At 34.4% G+C, this 18,450-nt stretch carries 21 protein-coding genes and 1 riboswitch; of the genes, 8 read left to right on the plus strand and 13 right to left on the minus strand.

From position 1 onward, the window contains the following. Positions 1-136: 136 nt before the first annotated feature. Positions 137-439, minus strand: coding sequence for a hypothetical protein (locus BN1243_RS07100; RefSeq protein ID WP_062105499.1), 303 nt, complete (start codon positions 437-439; stop codon positions 137-139). A gap of 16 nt (positions 440-455) precedes the next feature. Beyond that, positions 456-929 (minus strand): hypothetical protein, encoded by a 474-nt coding sequence (locus BN1243_RS07105; RefSeq protein ID WP_062105500.1) that lies wholly within the window; start codon positions 927-929, stop codon positions 456-458. A gap of 197 nt (positions 930-1,126) precedes the next feature. Here BN1243_RS07105 and BN1243_RS07110 point away from each other — a divergent pair, with 197 nt between their 5' ends. Together BN1243_RS07110 and BN1243_RS07115 are read left to right on the plus strand one after the other, a co-directional pair. Next, complete coding sequence (locus BN1243_RS07110) at positions 1,127-2,101, plus strand: ketopantoate reductase family protein (RefSeq protein WP_230200116.1); 975 nt, start codon at positions 1,127-1,129, stop codon at positions 2,099-2,101. A gap of 56 nt (positions 2,102-2,157) precedes the next feature. Continuing rightward, positions 2,158-2,772: a PH domain-containing protein gene (locus BN1243_RS07115; RefSeq protein WP_062105502.1), complete on the plus strand. Its 615-nt coding sequence runs from the start codon at positions 2,158-2,160 to the stop codon at positions 2,770-2,772. Between the two features lie 224 nt (positions 2,773-2,996). Here the strand turns inward: BN1243_RS07115 and BN1243_RS07120 are convergent, their stop codons facing one another. Beyond that, positions 2,997-4,292: an NCS2 family permease gene (locus tag BN1243_RS07120; protein ID WP_062105503.1), complete on the minus strand. Its 1,296-nt coding sequence runs from the start codon at positions 4,290-4,292 to the stop codon at positions 2,997-2,999. Between the two features lie 85 nt (positions 4,293-4,377). Further along, positions 4,378-4,479, minus strand: a riboswitch (purine riboswitch). A 169-nt stretch (positions 4,480-4,648) separates the two neighbouring features. Between BN1243_RS07120 and hpaB the strand changes: the two genes are divergently transcribed. The 3 genes from hpaB (at position 4,649) to BN1243_RS07135 (ending at position 7,303) form a co-directional block, all read left to right on the plus strand. After that, positions 4,649-6,094, plus strand: a complete 1,446-nt coding sequence (gene hpaB, locus BN1243_RS07125; RefSeq protein WP_062105504.1) for a 4-hydroxyphenylacetate 3-monooxygenase, oxygenase component — start codon at positions 4,649-4,651, stop codon at positions 6,092-6,094. 175 nt (positions 6,095-6,269) lie between these two features. Continuing rightward, the gene (locus BN1243_RS07130; protein WP_062105505.1) at positions 6,270-6,989 is read left to right on the plus strand and encodes an AzlC family ABC transporter permease; all 720 of its coding nucleotides are present in this window, start codon (positions 6,270-6,272) and stop codon (positions 6,987-6,989) included. Further along, entirely contained in the window at positions 6,980-7,303 is a 324-nt protein-coding gene (locus BN1243_RS07135) for an AzlD domain-containing protein (RefSeq protein WP_062105506.1), read from the plus strand. The genes BN1243_RS07130 and BN1243_RS07135 overlap by 10 nt, the downstream gene beginning before the upstream one ends. A gap of 113 nt (positions 7,304-7,416) precedes the next feature. Here BN1243_RS07135 and BN1243_RS07140 read toward each other — a convergent pair whose 3' ends face one another. The 5 genes from BN1243_RS07140 to BN1243_RS07160 form a co-directional block, all read right to left on the minus strand. After that, positions 7,417-7,905, minus strand: coding sequence for a hypothetical protein (locus BN1243_RS07140; RefSeq protein ID WP_062105507.1), 489 nt, complete (start codon positions 7,903-7,905; stop codon positions 7,417-7,419). Beyond that, the gene (locus tag BN1243_RS07145) at positions 7,902-8,276 is read right to left on the minus strand and encodes a hypothetical protein (RefSeq protein ID WP_062105508.1); all 375 of its coding nucleotides are present in this window, start codon (positions 8,274-8,276) and stop codon (positions 7,902-7,904) included. The genes BN1243_RS07140 and BN1243_RS07145 overlap by 4 nt, the downstream gene beginning before the upstream one ends. A 225-nt stretch (positions 8,277-8,501) precedes the next feature. Further along, positions 8,502-9,014, minus strand: a complete 513-nt coding sequence (locus BN1243_RS07150) for a GNAT family N-acetyltransferase (RefSeq protein ID WP_154669817.1) — start codon at positions 9,012-9,014, stop codon at positions 8,502-8,504. A 73-nt stretch (positions 9,015-9,087) separates the two neighbouring features. Then, positions 9,088-9,291 carry a hypothetical protein gene (locus tag BN1243_RS07155; RefSeq protein ID WP_062110462.1) on the minus strand — a complete coding sequence of 68 codons (204 nt, stop codon included), beginning with the start codon at positions 9,289-9,291 and terminating at the stop codon, positions 9,088-9,090. 104 nt (positions 9,292-9,395) lie between these two features. Then, positions 9,396-10,190: an alpha/beta fold hydrolase gene (locus BN1243_RS07160; RefSeq protein WP_230200117.1), complete on the minus strand. Its 795-nt coding sequence runs from the start codon at positions 10,188-10,190 to the stop codon at positions 9,396-9,398. 247 nt (positions 10,191-10,437) lie between these two features. Here BN1243_RS07160 and BN1243_RS07165 point away from each other — a divergent pair, with 247 nt between their 5' ends. After that, positions 10,438-10,818, plus strand: a complete 381-nt coding sequence (locus tag BN1243_RS07165) for a VOC family protein (protein WP_062105511.1) — start codon at positions 10,438-10,440, stop codon at positions 10,816-10,818. A gap of 179 nt (positions 10,819-10,997) precedes the next feature. On the opposite strand, the gene BN1243_RS07170 is transcribed toward BN1243_RS07165, so the two are convergent. After that, entirely contained in the window at positions 10,998-12,086 is a 1,089-nt protein-coding gene (locus tag BN1243_RS07170) for a GGDEF domain-containing protein (RefSeq protein WP_084781841.1), read from the minus strand. 189 nt (positions 12,087-12,275) lie between these two features. Between BN1243_RS07170 and BN1243_RS07175 the strand changes: the two genes are divergently transcribed. Beyond that, entirely contained in the window at positions 12,276-12,854 is a 579-nt protein-coding gene (locus tag BN1243_RS07175) for an undecaprenyl-diphosphatase (protein ID WP_062105512.1), read from the plus strand. A gap of 207 nt (positions 12,855-13,061) precedes the next feature. On the opposite strand, the gene BN1243_RS07180 is transcribed toward BN1243_RS07175, so the two are convergent. The 4 genes from BN1243_RS07180 to BN1243_RS07195 all read right to left on the minus strand — a co-directional run bounded on the left by BN1243_RS07180 (position 13,062) and on the right by BN1243_RS07195 (position 16,513). Continuing rightward, complete coding sequence (locus BN1243_RS07180) at positions 13,062-14,303, minus strand: MFS transporter (protein WP_062105513.1); 1,242 nt, start codon at positions 14,301-14,303, stop codon at positions 13,062-13,064. A gap of 258 nt (positions 14,304-14,561) precedes the next feature. Then, positions 14,562-15,371: a YitT family protein gene (locus tag BN1243_RS07185; protein ID WP_407638883.1), complete on the minus strand. Its 810-nt coding sequence runs from the start codon at positions 15,369-15,371 to the stop codon at positions 14,562-14,564. A gap of 367 nt (positions 15,372-15,738) precedes the next feature. Beyond that, entirely contained in the window at positions 15,739-16,329 is a 591-nt protein-coding gene (def, locus tag BN1243_RS07190; RefSeq protein WP_062105515.1) for a peptide deformylase, read from the minus strand. After that, positions 16,322-16,513 carry a helix-turn-helix transcriptional regulator gene (locus BN1243_RS07195; protein ID WP_062105516.1) on the minus strand — a complete coding sequence of 64 codons (192 nt, stop codon included), beginning with the start codon at positions 16,511-16,513 and terminating at the stop codon, positions 16,322-16,324. The genes def and BN1243_RS07195 overlap by 8 nt, the downstream gene beginning before the upstream one ends. Positions 16,514-16,768: 255 nt before the next feature. Here BN1243_RS07195 and BN1243_RS07200 point away from each other — a divergent pair, with 255 nt between their 5' ends. Further along, entirely contained in the window at positions 16,769-18,445 is a 1,677-nt protein-coding gene (locus BN1243_RS07200; RefSeq protein ID WP_062105517.1) for a hypothetical protein, read from the plus strand. The last annotated feature ends 5 nt before the right edge of the window (positions 18,446-18,450 follow it).

Raw genomic sequence — 18,450 nt, forward strand, 5'->3', positions numbered from 1 at the left:
GGGCTTTAGAAATAGCGAAGGCGACTGTTAAGTGTTTTATGACAAGGAGAACGGCTAAAGTGCGAGCCGTTCTGACCAACGTCCTGTTGGCCTGAGATAAAGGAAGCAAGGTGAGGAACGAACTTGGATTCCTTATCTATTTCATACTTAACCAACGATCCATATAATGTTCGTTAATTTCAATCGACAAGCTCCGTTTTTCATCATCTGTGATCGTTACCGACTTTGGAAACTTCACCCACACCTTAATATCATGTTCGTACCTTTCATTTACGTTTATATAAGTTTCCGGTTCGTTATAACTAAAAGGAGCGTAGATTAAAATCCCCTCAATCGTTCTTGATTCATTTAAGTAAACTGTAGCGATGGCACGGATATCATGGGATAAAGTACTATCATATTCCACATCAAGCCAATCGATTTTTTTGATGTTGCTCATTCTCTCTTCCCCCCTATTATTCAAAAAACAAATGGAAAAATTCTTGATCTTTATGATGCATTTGTGTATGCCAATCTGTATAAATTTCAATTAAATATTTATTAGGTAAGGCAATCGATTCCTCGGGACCTTGTTGAATAAAATTAGCAACACCTAGCTCTAGCACATTAATGACGATATTTGAACGAATTACGATATCTGCAATCTGATCGTTTTCAATTCTAGTATTTGATGAATTATAAAGCTTTTCTCGAAGAACACGATCATACACATCGACAATTCCATGAATATAGTTTTTATCCTCATAAGAGATTAGAGAAAGCTCTTCCACATCTCTTAGTACAAGCGTGTGATTAATGAATAAGGTATATAGCCGACCATTAATGTCTGTTTTTAATAAGTCCTGTAAAAATAACGTTCCCCTTTCAGAAATTCGTTCAGAAAGTTCCTCAAAAGTATATTTTTTCTTTTCAAGCAATCGTTGTTCCATCCGTACGCTCTCTTTCTTTATAAGTGGCCTTCTACATAAGAGAGGGCCTATGTCATTTCTAGAATTTGACATATAGAGTCATTATACCAATCTCCCTAAAAAAACTCCTTTATCATACACTAAAAAAAACTACTTAAAGTTACTTCATACTCCTCATTTTTTCGACAGGTATAACGCAATTTCTATACAATCTTAACATGACAAAAAAAGCATCCCTTCGTATACTTGAAGAAAGGAGTGTGAAGGTTATGGAAGTATTAGTTGTCGGTGCAGGAGCTGTTGGCGGCTATTTTGGTGCGAGATTTGTTGAAAAAGGAGTAGACGTGACCTTTTTGGTGAGGGAAGCTCGTCAAAAAAAAATAAATGAAGAAGGGCTCATCGTTCAAAGTATTCATGGAAACATACATATACAGAAGCCGAAAACCATTTTATCATCTGATTCGAGTAATCATTACGACATCATTTTAATAGGCACAAAAGCTTACCATTTTATGAAAGTAATTGATGATATAAAATCCTTTACTAGCAACGAAACGGTCATTATACCAATGTTAAACGGAATTAAACATTTGGATACTTTAAAAAAGGAATTTGATATCAACCAAATAGTGGGAGGGTTATGCTTTATTGAATCCACTGTTGACTTGGAAGGAAGAATTATTCAATCAAGTCCTACACATGAATTTGTATTTGGCGAATTATCTGGGGCCGATACGGAGCGCATTATAAAAATCGCGGAATTATTTTCGGGCACTAAGGCAACGATTAGGAAAAGCAATAAGGTTTTAACAGATATGTGGCATAAATATATGTATATCTCCGGTTTTTCTGGCATCACTTCACTTTTCCGATCAAGTATTGGACCAATTTTAGAAAGTGAGAACGCACTAGAAATTATTGAAAAACTTTATGCAGAAATTGGTGCTATTATGCGAGCTGCTAATGCTCCAATCGCCCATAATATTGAACAAATTCAACTTAATCTCGTGAAAAAAATGGATTATACAATGAAATCCTCCTTACAACGGGATATGGAAAAAATGCAACAAATAGAAGGAAATCACTTACATGGCTATTTATTACAGTTAGCAAAAGAACATCAAATTCCAGCACCTTACTTAAAAATGGTTTTTGCCAATTTAGAAACGTATGAAAGAAATATGAAACTCTAAAAAGTGATATAATAATTCCGAAATAAACAGTAATAAAAAAGTGAGGGGACTTAAACATGTTAAAAAAATTTGCTTCAGACGCACTAGGCTTATCAGACATCGGAAAAATCATCGGTCCAGAAGACTATGATAAAACGGATGCAGATGATTACATTCGTCACGAAGATAATGAAAAAATTTACTTTTTAATAAAAACAAAAGCAGATGAGTATTGCTTTACAAACATCGCCTTTATCCATGTTGACGGAGCAAATGCGGTTTCATCCAAACGCACTTTAAAACGCTATCCGTATTCGCAACATAAAATTACAAGCATACTACTTGAAACAGCTGGTAGAGTAGACTTAGATATAGAAATTAAGTTTACTTTAGGTAATCAAACATACAGTATTGATGTTGATAAAAAGCAAATAAATAAATTAAACGACCTTTATAAGGCATTAGTTTATATTTCAGAAGTCATTCACGAAAACAGCATTATGTATGATATGGCAAACGATAGTTTAGAAAAAGCTGTATCGGTTTTGCAAAACTCAAGAACATCAGAAATTCAACTCGCTGATCAGTATAAACAACTAACAGAATTCGGATTTTCATGGTTGAAATCAGCTCGTGAACAATATCATGAAAAGGACTTTGGCGCAATTTTTGAAAAGTATATAAATAATTAGATCTTCAAGAAGCTATGTTCTTTAACATGTCCTCATATTAACCTCCCTATTCAAATGAATGAAGGTTAATATGAGGACATTTTATTCATCTAGAAGAAAATGATGTGCTTTAAAAGGATATCATGACGACCGTTTTTTAGACTCGAATAAAATTCGAGCTTCAAGAAGCCAACAACTCCCTTTTTTTATGATCCCCTACATTCAAGCTTCGCCCAAAAAGTAGATCAAACGACGTAAAGGAAATATCCGATAAATATGACACAAAGCACGTACATAATCGGATGAACTTCCTTTCCTTTTTTCACAGCCACCATGCCGATCGGATAAAGGATGAAGCCAAGTGCAATTCCAGTCGCAACACTAAAGGTTAAAGGCATTGCAATGATCGTAATAAAGCTTGGTATGAATACGGTCAAATTACTCCAATTGATCTTACTCATTTCTGTTGCCATCATTGCACCAACAATAATTAGAGCTGGTGATGTAATTTCAGGTGTAACAATCGATAAAACTGGCGAAAAAAATAAAGATACTACAAAACATGCTGAAATGACAAGTGAAGTAAAACCGGTTCTTCCTCCAACCGCAATTCCAGCTGTCGATTCAACAAATGATGCTGTTGTCGAAGTACCAAAAATAGAACCAAAAATCGTCGACATCGAATCCGCTAAAAGAGCTCGTCCGGCATTTGGGATCTCATTATTTTTCATAAGTCCCGCCTGACTGGCAATTCCGATTAATGCACCTGCTGTATCAAAAAAAGCAACGAATAAAAAGGTGAAAATAACGGCAATTACTTTTGGAGAAAAAATATCATCTAAATGGCTAAGTGCAACGCCAAAAGAAGGTTCTAAGCTTGGGATTTTTCCGATAATGTTTTGAGGAGGTTGGATGATACCAAAGACCATCCCGAGAATAGTGGAGATCAGCATTCCGAAGAAAATACCACCCTTAATTCCCCTATTTAAAAGAATAATCGTAATAATAAACCCTACAATGGCCAGTACTGTTGGAGGAGATTTAAAATCCCCAATTCCAACAAACGTCGCTTCGTTTGCCACAATAAGTCCAGCGTTTTTCAAACCCATAAATGCTACAAAAAAGCCAATTCCCGCCGCAATTGCATGTTTTAAATCTGAAGGAATCACATTGATTATTTTTTCGCGGATTTTTAGCAAGCTTAAAATCATAAATAATACGCCCGCAATAAAAACACCCGTCAATGCTGTTTCCCACGGAATATTCATGCCAATACAGACTGTAAATGTAAAAAAAGAATTTATTCCCATACTTGGAGCAATACCAATTGGATAATTAGACATTAATCCAATTAAAAGTGTTCCAATAATAGCTGATAAGGCAGTTGCTGTAAATAAAGCTCCCTTATCCATCCCAGTTTGGCTCAACATAACTGGATTGACAACCAAAATGTAAGCCATTGATAAAAATGTGGTAATACCTGCTACACTTTCCTGCTTATAGGAAGTGCCTCGTTCGGAAAATTGAAAGTAGTTTTTCATGATGAGTCCTCCGAATTGTATAAAAAATCCCCGGAAGAAACTGCCGGAGAATCACGCTACAAAGGACAATTATAACACTTTAACAACCATTTGCATTGTCCCTTGTAGTCAGACCATTTACGGCAGTCCGGTAGAAACGTTCAAGCCTTATTCTTGAACTTATACAAGGAAATTATAAATAATAATCGAATGTTATCAGGGATTTGCTACTTGCGTCAATATTATTCCTCTTTTTCAGCCAATTAAGTTTATTTCTTTATGACACGAACCTACTTGTTTTTTCACTATTATTTGTAAACCTAAGAGCAGTAATCGCATAAATTAATTTCGTAGATGAATATAAGGGGCGATTGGTAATGACGATCTCCGGAAAGGAATATATCGATCGAATTAATCAATTAAAAAGTGAAATATGGGTTGATGGAAAAAAGATAACTGGAAAAGTCTCGGAGCATCCAGCCTTTCATGGAGTTATGAAAAGTAAAGCTCAATTATTAGATATGCAAAATGACCCAGCATTAAAAGATATTTTTACATTCACTTCTCCCAATCGAGAGGAAAAGGTAAGTTTTTCATTTCACCATCCGAAAACGAAGGAAGATTTGCTTTTTCGAAAAGAAGCAACGGAAAAATGGGCAAGGTGTAATTTTGGATTATTAGGAAGGTCTCCAGATTATGTAAATACAGGAATTATGATATTAGCTGCGTCTGAAAAACTATTCGGAGTTAAAGATCAAAAATTTGGGGACAATATCCGCAATACTTATGAAAACGCGATGAAAAATGACCTAACTTTTACTCATACGTTTATTAATCCTCAAGTAAATCGCTCGATTGCCTATTTTGAAGATTCACAGGAAAATATCGCAGCAAGAATTATTGATGAGAATAGTGATGGAATCATTATTGACGGGGCAAGGCTTTTAGCGACTCAAGGGGGAATCACTGATGAAATATTAGTACTACCGGCTGGCAGCAATTTTAATGAAAAATCATATGTTTACGGTTTTACTGTTCCCTCTAACACACCTGGATTGAAGTTCATATGTCGAGAATCATTTACTTATGATAAGTCTGATTTTAATCATCCACTTAGTTCTCGATTTGAGGAAATGGATTCAATAGTTGTGTTTGACCATGTCTTAATCCCTTGGGAGAAAGTATTTTTATACAAGGATTTAGATATAGCTCGCCAGTTTTTTGCACAAGCACAGTTTAATACAATGCTCCTTTATCAGGCAGTCATTAGAATGATTGTCAAAACAGAATTTATCCTTGGATTAGCTGAGTCTATTGTTGAAGCGATCAATATTCGTGAATACCAACACATACAGGATAAAGTAAGTGAAATTATCGCAGCACTTGAAATTATGAAAGCTTTGCATATGTCTTCACGAGTTCAAGCAAGTCTTGATTCATCTGGAACGATGATTCCAGATGCTAGACCATTACATGTCGCCATTCATTATTATCCAAAAGTATATCCGCGTCTTGTCGAAATTTTACAATTACTTGGAGGTAGTGGCCTAATCCTACTGCCAACAGAAAAAAGTTTTGAATCAACCATTCGTCCATATCTTGAAAAATATTTACAAGGCACCAACTCCTCTGCAGAAGACCGTGTCATGCTATTTCGCTTAACATGGGATCTGTGTATGAGCGCATTTGGCTCCAGACAAACCCATTATGAACGTTTCTTTTTTGGCGACCCTGTTAGATTAGCAATGGGGCTATATAACGGATACCCGAAAAAGGAATATACTAAAGCTATTGAGGAATTTCTAAATACAGTTAAAGACTAAATTAATGGGGGCTGACTTTCAAATGGTTGATTGAAAGTTTGTTCCTATTTTACTTACTCCTCACAAATCTACAAAATATTTCCTTCCCTTTCATCCTCCTATTAATTCTATGATAATATATGGTTGATGTTTTTCTATATTTATCGGGTCTTTTGGGAGATTATGAGGTGAGAAGATGAAAGTAGCAACAAGTATAATACAGAAAGAGAAAAGTCATTTTTTTGACGGAGTAAAAGCATGTATTCCTACATTATTAGGATATTTAAGTATTGGATTTGCAGCTGGAGTTATTGAAAAAACTGCAGGGCTTAGTGTATTAGAGATTATTTTAATGAGTTCGTTAATATACGCCGGATCGGCTCAATTTATTGCAGCTGGCATGATTGCAGTCAATGCATCTGCTACTGCAATTATCTTCACTATTTTTTTTGTTAATCTTAGGCATCTTTTACTAAGCGCTGCCTTATCGCCCTATTTTCGTCATTTGACTCCCTTAAAGAATTCATTAATTGGGGCCTTGCTTACAGATGAAACTTTTGGAGTAGCGATCAATGAATCTAGAAACAAAAAATATATTAGTGAAAAATGGATGCATGGATTAAATATAACAGCCTATCTAAATTGGATTATAGCTAATATAGCTGGGGCCTACTTCGGCCAGTGGATTACAAACCCAGAACAGTTCGGACTTGACTTCGCCTTACCAGCGATGTTTATCGGGCTTCTCGTTATACAAATGCTCGGGAGAAAGAAATATTTTATTGATGTTGTAGTAGCAATCTGCGCAGTGATCGTTGGTGTAGGAGTAAGCTTCATTTCATCAAGTAGCATCGGTGTAATTGTTGCAATTATTCTCGCCTCAACGATCGGAATGGTGGTGGAAAAATGGAAATAAACTCTTATATCCTTTTGATTATTTTAGGCTCGGCAGTTGTCACCTTTGTACCAAGAGTACTGCCACTTGTTGTCCTAAGCCGACTATCTATACCAGATTGGGGAATGCGTTGGCTGAGCCATGTCCCAGTTGCTGTTATGGCTGCTTTAATTGGACAAGAATTATTATTATCCGAAGGAAAACTATCTTTCCAACATAATATCGATTTAATAGCCGCATTACCAACGTTTGCGGTGGCCATTCTTACACGTAGTCTACTTGGAACAGTTATAGTAGGCATTTTATCAATGATGTTTTTACGCTTTATCTTTTAATCTTAATAGAGGTTCTTAACTTACTAGTTTTATAGTTGTTACATAGGACAAGCTCAAAAAAGGATTTCACCGATTATGTGTGAAATCCTTTTTTGCATGCTATCGGATATTAATCATTTAAAAACAGAGGAAATGATCTCATCTACAGACATTTTACTGTCTACTTTATACACGCCCGGCCGTAAACGGTTTTGCACACCTTTTTTTTCAACCCTTTGCGAGAATTTATTTGCATTATCCGTTATTTTAGCCTCTACAAGTATTTTCCCGACATCAATACTTGTCATTCCTTCAGTCACAAAAAATATTACTTGATTTACATCTTTGGACTCTTCAGCCGGTTGTTCCTTCTGTACAGCATTTTTTGTTTCTTCAATTTTTTTGTCATATTCATCCTTCGTTTGAACTACATAGCCGGATGATTCAAGTTGAACTTTCATTTCTTCATCAGATAATGAGCGAGGCGCTGCCGGTTCTTTCTCCGTCGTTTGAACAGGAGTTTTTGGTTTTTCATCACTGTTATTAGAGATATAAACTGTGCCACAAACAGTTGTAGCAAGTAAAATTCCAGCAGCAAAACTCCTTAAAAAGGTATATTTCATTGGTCAACTTTTCTCCTTTCTTCTTTAGGTGTTACGTAAGGAGCAAGTAATTGTTTAATTTCACTTTCCGTTGACTCTTTCATTGCAGCAATATTCTCGACAGAATAATTACGCTTATACAAATCTAGCACTTCACGCAGAAACAACCTTTCTTTTGCAGAAAGCTGGACTTCTGACTCATTAAAAACAATATCCAAGTCAAACTCAATATTTCGGATTGAATCCTTGATTTCATCGATTTCGTTTGTGACAGATATATGAATCATATCTATTTCTTTCTGCTTAGCTTTTGCATCCTTTCCAGAAGTAAAAAAAGATATGATGAGCAATATGACGGAAACTATAAACAGAATCGCTAATGTCCATTCCATTAAGTAGGGCCTCCCCTTTCTCTTTTAAATTGTTACCCTACCAATTATACATTTACAGCTTAGATTTTTCGACACAAAAACCTAAAATGCTACAAAAGTTATATTAAAATATAAAAATTATATACGAAAAAGAGGAGATAAATTCAGATTTCCAACTAGTAGTTGTTCTGAATTTATCTCCTCATATATTAAGGCATTACTAAGTTTAAGAGTAATCAGTTCAAATTAACCAATGGATCTATTTAATTCGAAATACAGAAATTCTTTATCTTCAGATCGTCCAACTTCTTTAAATCCAAATTTTGAAAATAACTTAGTGCTTATTGAATTTTTTTCATCTATCCCCGCATAAATAACATCTACCTCACAACCAGTGACTACTTTAGTGTTAGCGATAAGATCTGATAAGATAAGTGTCCCATATCCTTGATTTATTAGATTAGGATTTACAGCAATTGGATTAATTCCTAAGACCAACCTTCCGTTGTCATCCTTAAAATAATTTAGAATTAATAATGCAATTATCATATGATCCAACTCGACAACTTTAAAATAATCTGCAATGTTAGACATTTCAAATGGATGAGTTTTATACCATTCGTATTGTACGGAAGCTGGTTCATTAAAAAAAGCATACCGGTTAATTAACTGCGCATTTTTACTATATGAAGGTAATATCCAAGAATCTATTTCTTTATCTAAACTCAGATCATAATCTCTCCATTGCAAAGTCTTCATCTTATAATCCAATACCTTTCCTAGGTAATATATAACAATGATTGGAACAAGCTTCACTTGATTTTTGAGGATTTTATTTTATTTTATAAACATCATCTTTTGAAGTTTCTATTTGCATTCTTTCAAGCTCTAACTTAAGCTTTTCTGTTTCAATCAAATAATTCTCATGTTTTAATTTTTCCAATTCTAATTGGTCTTTAATAAATTCCCCTTTAATTTTTGCCCTTGCTTGCATATGATCAGTTATAATTGCAACAATCGGGATTGAAAATATCATAACACCTATAATCCACCACAAAAAAATCACCTCGCTTATTTGTTTTCTTTATTTATAGTTTATTTTATTTACGTTAGAAATGGAATTAAGTTTCAGAATTAATATTAGTTAGATATAATTTGCATATTTTCAGGTAGTTTCCTCTCATTTAACCAAGCATCAATCGTTTTGTTAAATAATTTTGGATCTGCAAATGAAATTCCATGGCCTACTTTTGGAAAAATAATTCCTTTACAATTTGGATTGGCTTTAATGAGATCCTGTGCAGATTTTCGCATCATTCCCTTTTCTTTTTCTCCTACAGTTACAAGAATTTCTGTTTTTGCTTTAGAAAAGTTTTTTGGGATCGTATAAACCATATTCTCTTTTAAAACTTGAATGAGTGTCTCCGCTTTCATTTGTTTGCTTTCCAAAAAGTAAGTATCAAAATTCTCATTATCAATATAAAGTTCTCTCGCTTGCAACCTAGCAAAAGTTCGATTTTTAATTAAGAACGCTGTGGACTTAACCATGGGACTAATAAAACTATGAAATAAAGGCATTGGACGAACTAAAGCACTATTAATAACTGCATAATCAATTAAGTCCGGCTCCTGATGTAGAATCTCGATGATAATTTGCGCTCCTAATGAAAAACCAATAATTATGACCTGCTTCCCATGAGCTTTCAACTTAATTTTCCGGATAATTTCTTCAGCACTATTCTTAATAGAAAAATGACTTTCACTACTGCTTTTTCCATGACCTGGTAAATCAGGCACTAGCATTTGATAGTCTTGAAAATACTCAAGTTGTTTATCCCACATCCAACCACTCACACCGCCACCATGTAAAAAAATGAGTAACGGGCCTGTTTCGTCGCCTGCTTCCTTTATAAACATATCCTGTCTCCAATCCATCTTCATAAAACAATCTTTCTATCAAAGTTCTTGCTTTGCTACATTCATTATAGCATTACGTACAAACGATGTTGCGATCAGTACTAACAAATATATAAAGATAATTTTTCCGGACCTTTTGAAAAACTTATGAATAATACGTAATATTATTATATGAATAGGTTATATATGAGGAGAATAATGTTAATAGGAGTAATTGGATTATTGTCTGGTACAATGATTGTCAAGTGAAAGGAGTGTTTTTTTTATGATGGAGATCATCGGATTACACCATATTAGTCTGACTGTGGAAAATTTAAAAGAATGCAAACACTTTTACGGTAACGTTCTTGGCTTGGATGAGTTAGAAAGACCAAATTTTGACTTTCCAGGGGCTTGGTATCAAGTTGGAGAGCAACAACTTCATTTGATCCAATACTCTAAATCTCAAACATTACGAACACACAATACGATTGATACGAAAGAAGCCCATATCGCGATAAGAGTTAGAGATTACGAAGCAACACTCAATCATTTACGTGCCCACCTTGTTCCCTTTCAAGAAAATCTTAGTACAAAAAGCGGATTTATCCAAGTCTTTTGCACAGACCCTGATGGGAATGTAATCGAGCTCAATGTTGATCACTAAATTCCAATTACCTTATTCTAAGAACCAGTCAAGCTTTGGTTCAAAATTTGCGCCATGCATTTTTCTTTTAGTGTAAAAGAATATAAAGGAAGTCTGCAGTCATGGTAAGAAAGACAAGGATTCAATTCTACCGTTTGCACATAAGTACAATCAGCCTGCTATAATAACAGGCTGATCAACTAGTGATTACTTAAGTTAGCTATACATACCTTATTCCTACCAGATTGTTTGGCCTTATACAATGCGCCGTCCGCATCATCGATTAACCTTGTAGGATCATTCGTCGTTTCTTGATAAGAGGAAACACCTATAGATATTGTCAGATTTAATTTTTCGCCTGAGTTTAATATAAAAGGATTTGTTTCAACATTCTTCTTTATCTTTTCGGCGATTTCAACGGCTCCAGTTAATGGACAATCTACCATCAAAACCGTAAATTCTTCCCCGCCATTACGACTAACTATATCAGAGGATCGAATACATCTTCGAAGCCTCTTCCCTAATTCCTTCAGAATAACATCTCCTTCTGAATGGCCATAAGTATCGTTTACGTTTTTAAAATGGTCTATGTCAAGATATAACAGAGATAAAGATTGTTCCTCATCTGTTAATTCATGAGTTAATTGGTTAAACACCTCTTGGAACTTTCTTTTGTTATTCAAACCTGTTAACCCATCTGTCGCAGATTCTAGTTCGTATCGATTAAATAGCATTTGAGTTCGTCTAATATATTCGATAACAAAAAAAGCTAGATAAGCCGCTAAATACGAGATAATCCAATAGATTGGCAAAACTTTTAAAACTGTCATCCAGTCTTGGACGAGATAACAAAATATTATAGAAAATACAAAGTTATTAAAAGTTAAAGCCATAGTAACTCTTACCTTACTCGAAGTTTTTCGCTCAGATATGTATAGTGCAAATATTGTACCCGTCACACTAATGACTATAGCTAGGTAAGATGCCGTGTTTGATGCAATTAAAAATCTCCCGCCAATCGTCAAAGCGGAAGCAATTAACGCTGGAATGGCTCCACCATAAAAAGCTAATAAAATTGTTGGAATATGCCTTAAATCAATAAGAGTTGTCCCTACATGAATGCTGAATACCATAAGGATAATACTTAAAAGTCCACCTAAAAAGCCTAAAAAAATCTTAATTCCAATTGGAGATTTTTTAGATAATGGCAGCTTACTTGAAATCTGGGAATAAAAGAATAGGATAGAAACAAGGATCGATACATTTACAAATAAATCTTTTATTATCAATTTAATCACCTACACAAAAATATCATATTGTGGGGATGAGTTAAACAACCTTTTTTGCTTGGATATAAAGCTGTATCTGTTTTTAAAAATAAGTCTCCAATTAAATCATCGTTTGTTCTTGATTTGATTTATGATATCATCAAATGAACTTAAGAATTAGTGAAGATTAAGATTAGAAAGGAGAAATAAGTGAATTACGAATTATTTGAAGCCATTCATCAATACGCAGGACAATTCCCATTATTAGATAGAGTTATGATTTTTGTCACTAATAAGGCCTTAATCATATATGCTATAACTCTATTATTGATGTGGATTTTCGGAAATGATAAATATAAACAAATTGTATTTTTTTCTGCTCTTACAGGTGGATTAGGTTTATTACTAAACTTCGTCATCACGTTATTCTATTTTGAGCCCCGTCCGTTTGTTACGCATGATGTAGACGTATTAATTAAACACGCAGCAGATGCATCCTTCCCAAGTGACCATACGACTGGTGCTTTTTCATTGGCACTAGCCATTCTATTACGTCAGCGTAAAATTGGATTAGCTTTGCTTGCGTTAGCTATTTTAACAGGGGTTTCTCGCATTTTCGTCGGACATCATTATCCGTTTGATGTGCTCGGCAGTATCATTATTAGTATTATTGTTAGTGTGGGGATTTATAAAATAAGTCCCTTTCTTGAACCATTTCCTAACGCTATCATCAAAATTTATAATCACATTCCTTTTGTTCCAAAGAAGGAAGAGAAATCTAGTATGTAATGTTGATTATATAAAAAAAAGAGGATGTTCAAAGTACAAGTACTTGGACATCCTCTTAAGAATAACTGGAGAAATGGGCGATCGAAAAATGTATGGATCTTTTAATTTACAAGAGGGTATTTCAAATCAAGAAGTACTTTGGGTAGTTCTTTTGTTTAGATATGTGCAATTTTAATAGTTCGTTCATCTGTTTGTAGGCCCTTCGCTTTATGATTCTTTCATTGGTTTTCCAGCTTCAATTAACACTTTATTTCGACCTAGGAAAACGGCTAGTATGATAATCAATAGTCCCGTTCCTAACAATAGCCATTCAATTTTGATTAGATCTGCGATTGGTCCAAATATAATCATTCCAAGAGGCATCATCGAAGTTGAAATCATCCCCATTACCCCAAAAACTCTCCCTAAATATTCTTCTTCTACTTTCTCCTGCAATAAAACGGTAGCAGGAGTATTAAAAATTGGCATCGCTATACCGAATATCCCCATAAATGTTAAATAAATCCAAAAGAGCGGAACAACACCGAGCGCCATTGTACTAACTCCCATAATAACGCTTGCCAATCCCAAGGTTTTGATTTTGTTTGGAAAACCACCCCATGATGCGATAATTCCCCCACCTACCATCATTCCGATGGAAAAGGCTATTTCAATGGCCGTTAGTCGCCATACATCATCACCAAAACTACGCGTCACTTGCAATGGGGTCAAAAATGCTGCAGGTGCCATTAATACAAAGAATACAGCAAAAAAGAGGAAAAATGTTTTCAGAAAATCATGGTTTGTAACATAGTGCAACCCTTGTTTAAAATCACTGAAATAGCTTGTAGTTTGTTTTTCCGCAGCTTTCTTATGCACAGAAATTTTTAAAAAGACAAGGAGTGTGAAGATCGCGATCACCGCTGTAATAACATCGATAAAAAATATAATCTCAATTGATGCCCATGTTAACAGCCCCGCACTAACTGCTGGAGAAACAAACGTAATAACGGCTTGAATACTTCCATTTATACCATTTACCTTTGTTAGCTTTTCCTTTGGAACAATTTGCGGCAAAATGGCCCCTACAGCTGGCATTTGAACCCCAGAACCAAAGGCACGAATCGCTGCCATTACAAATAGCAGCCAAATGGAATCATATCCCATTAAAAAAAGGATAGCTAGAATGAGTGTAGCCAGTGCAATAAGCCCATCCGATAAAACTATGAGTATTTTTCGATTGTAGCGATCTGCCCATACCCCAGCAACTGGTGACAAAATAAAGGTTGGAATAAACCCGCAAATGATGTACAGCGTCATCATTAAACCAGATTCCGTTGTTAAAGTAATATGCCACATTATCGCGTATTGAACTATGGAAGAACCAAAAAGTGATATAGTTTGACTGCTTAAAAAAAGAATAATATTTTTCAGCCAATTTTCCTTTTGAACATGATCTAAAGTTTTCATTATAACCCCCATCCCTCTTCTCAAAAAATTTATATTTAAGTTTTACTTCAATTTTAAGATTGCGCTATTGATATTATTTAGACAGTTCTTTTTTACAAATAGTTCATGTTCTAACTCCATTTTTTTGGAGTGGATTCCTACAGGAAATATAGATATAAATGAAATTTCCAAAAAAATGTTGATATATTAGACGTAAAAAATCAGAGGCACCAAAAGGTTAGTTCATTCACCAGTTTGACACCTCTTCACTTTGATTCATTAATGAATGTCATTCTTTTTAAAATTACCGCCTCTAACTTCAGCTACGTCATATACTGCAACGAAGGCAGATTTGTCAATCTCATAGATGATTTCTTTCATCTTACTGTCCTCTAAACGGTTAATTATACAAGTAATTTCCTTATAATGTTCATTGGAATAACCGCCTTTAACGAGATTATACGTTGCACTACGGCCTAAACGGTCACGTATAGTTTCAACCATTAATTCCGGTTGATTCGTAATAATTTTAAAGGTTTTCGAACCACTTAAACCTTCTTCAACCATATGAATTACCTTAGAAGCAATATAATAAGCGATTCCCGATAAAAATGCTCCTTGAAGCCCAAATACCGTTGAAACAACCATGAACACAAACAAGTTCAAGAATAGTATAAGATCACTCGTTCCAAAAGGTAACTTTCTTGAAAGTAAAACAGCTAGCATATCAATACCATCTAATGCACCGCCATTTCGCAATGCTAACCCCATTCCAAAACCAATAATAATACCACCGATAACAGTTACTAGCAATGTATCCCCTTGAATAATAGTTGGTATGTGATGCATGACGCTAGTCCCGTATGCTAATGAAGCAATACCGATAATGGAATAAATAGCAAAGCTTTTCCCAATTTGTTTATATCCTAAAAATACAAATGGGATATTTAGAATTGCGATTAGAATCCCAAGCGGTAACCCAAATAATTGCGAACCAACAATGCTCAAACCTGTCACACCACCATCTGATACATTGTTAGGAATTAAAATTGCTTCTAGTCCATAGGCTGTTATAAATGCCCCGATCATTACAGCTAGTGCTCTCGATACTTTTTTAAGCTTTCTACTTCCGCTATTCTTAATTCTTGTACTCATATTTAATCCTCTTTCAAAACTTTTTTCTTTTTTGATAATACACTTTTCCGATCATTGATGTCATCCTATTTCTATATTTTTTCTAAGTTTTATGTATTTAAATATTAAAATTTATTAAACGTAGCGGCTTCATAATAGCAGTATAACCATGTGATACACGTTATAATGACAAAATGGCATTATTCAGTTTTCGTCAAGATCAGTCGTATTACGAAAAAAAGCGTTGTACGTTAATGTACGAACGCTCTGTTAGCAAAAAGGAGCTTGAAAAAGTAAAACTACAATCGATGAAGTGGATGTCTCACTCCCAGCTATCGTCATATAAACTTTTAGCGTTTTCTGGAAGAGTGAATGGATTTTCTTTATTGATTCGATCATAAAACATAATTCCATTAAGATGATCTATTTCATGCTGCACAACAATAGAAGGATATCCACTTAATTTTATGGCCTTTTCTTCTCCTTCTATATTGAAACCTTTCACTTTAATTCGCGCATATCTTGGAACATAACCTTTTACATCACGATCTACAGAAAGGCAGCCTTCACTTTGCGGTAAATAAATCATGGACACAGAATGGCTAACTATTTTCGGGTTTATAAGGGTGTACTCATGTTTAGCGCCTTTTTCATCCAATAAATACACGACAAACATTCGCTTATTTAAACCGATCTGATTTGCAGATAACCCCACTCCTGCACGCAATTTATATTTTATGGCTTGTTCGGGGTCTTGACTATTTTTCAAAAAGTTCATCATGCAAATTAATGTCTCTTTATCCTCATTAGAAAGAGGCAACTCTACATCCTTTGTAGATTGATGTAATATGGGATCCCCTTCCCTCACAATATCCTTCATCGTAATGATATAATTCGTATGAAATTTATTCATAATAAAACAATTCATCTACCTTCATATTTAATGTTTTTGACAATTTAAATGCCAATTCCAGTGTTGGATCATACTTATCATTTTCTATACTATTGATAGTCTGCCTAACGACCCCACATTTCTCGGCCAGTTGCTCTTGCGTCATCCCCAGTTTTTTCCGCACTATTTTTATTTTATTTTTCAACAATATCACCTTTGTCAAAAGTATTGGACATTTTCATTTTAACAATATTGAGTAAAATGTCAATAACTTTGGACATTTTTATCAAAAGTTATTCTTTATAAACCTTTAAAAGTTTTTGCAAGCACTTGGAATGCTAGGTTGTTCGCTTGAATTTTGTTATACCATTAAAACGATTAGGAAAAAGGGCTAGTTTTATCCTTTTCCTAAAACGTATAGAATAATAGTAATAACATAATTGATGACTGGGTGGGACAATTGAAGATTGAATTAAAATTGCGAAATATTTTAAGAAAGCTAAAGAGTAAAGATCCGCGAAAGAGATATGAGGCACTCAGTGAGCTCAATCAATTTAAACGACAGGAAGACCTTCAAGTGCAAATTGAGGTGCTTGTTGATTGTGTTAAAGCTGCTGCCTCCAAATTTCCAGAGCCAGTAGACCATTGGGATAATCCATCGTACTATTTGATTGATTTTGCATGTGATTTTCCGATGCCTCAAGTTCTGGAAGCTCTTATGAAGAATTTCAATAAATTTAACATTTTGGCAAAAGAGCGTGTAATTGAATTTATATTATCAACCGAAGACCAAAAAGCTTTTTATTTCTTGGAGGAAAAAATAATTGAATTAGTCCAAGCTGGTGAGCTTTCAAGAATGGGGAAACTTGGCTCCTATCCTGTGTTAGCCAAAAATATTTTAAATGAAACTCTGGAATATATACATACCGAACAATACAAATTTATGTATTATTCTTTATTAGTTTCCATTAACGAATCTGGTTTAGAACACGGATATAAAAAAGAATTCATTCTTCCTATATTACTAGAAGACTATCGAGCAGTATTGGAGGAATATACGAAGTTTGACAAAGACTATTCAACAAAGTTTGTCTATACTGCATGGAAAGATAGTTATTTACTTATCAGAAATAAGATGCGACTATTGATTAGTTTAATGGTATATTATTTCTCTCAAGAAGTAGAAAAAGAATTATTAAAGGCTTTACAGTTCAATGACCCTATTCTTAAGACAGATGCATTCATGATTTGCATCGCAAAAAGTATACCTTATGAAGAAAACGTCCTAGTTGAAACGGCGAATCACATTGAAAGTGCTGAATTACTTTACTGGAGTTTGCTTGAGCAAAAGTGTGAACATTTATATCCGATCAAAGAGGGAGTTCAACAACATTTAGCGAAAACAAGACTTTTCAATGTAGTTAAGAATTCGAATAATGAAGGTAACTGGCATTATGCAGACAAAATTCAGATCGTGGACCAACTCGAAACAGAGAATGTGCATGGCCGTCTAGTACGCTATTATTTAATGAGATTCGAAATAGAAGATGTCCATTACACAGGTTGGGCTGGAGGCTATTCAACAGATACTGAAGATCCGGAAGGAACGATTTGGGATGAAACCTATACAGATTTTGTTGAATTTGATTCTCTAAGTATTGAAGAGCATAAGCAGCAATTTCTGAAAGGAAAAACAGAATACAAGAATGTAATTGAGAATCATATTTTTTATGAAAGTTCACCAAAACTTGGTGCAGGTACATGGTTTGCAATCGGAATAATAGTTCCATTCGCAATAAGATTATCTTATTATTTATTTGACTTGCCTATCCTCAATATTTTGTTGATCATCTTATTGGCGGTCGGCTTGTCTCTAAATCAAGTGAGATTGAATAAAAAGAGAAAAGTGATCATAACAGGTGATCAGCTAATCGTAAAAAAAGGGGCTAAACAAAGCAATGTTGAATTGAGAAATATAGGAAAAATTGAGTATGATCAAAAACATGTCTTTGTATATAATCAAAAATATGAGCTGGCTATTAAATTTCCGTTAAAATGGGTACAGTATTTCTTGTTTCAGCAGCAAATGTATAAAAATGTCGCTCATTTTAAAAATAGACCATCGATCCAGCCATGAAAATA

Source organism: Bacillus niameyensis (genome assembly GCF_001375535.1).
GTDB classification, from domain to species: Bacteria; Bacillota; Bacilli; order Bacillales; family Bacillaceae_C; genus Lederbergia; species Lederbergia niameyensis.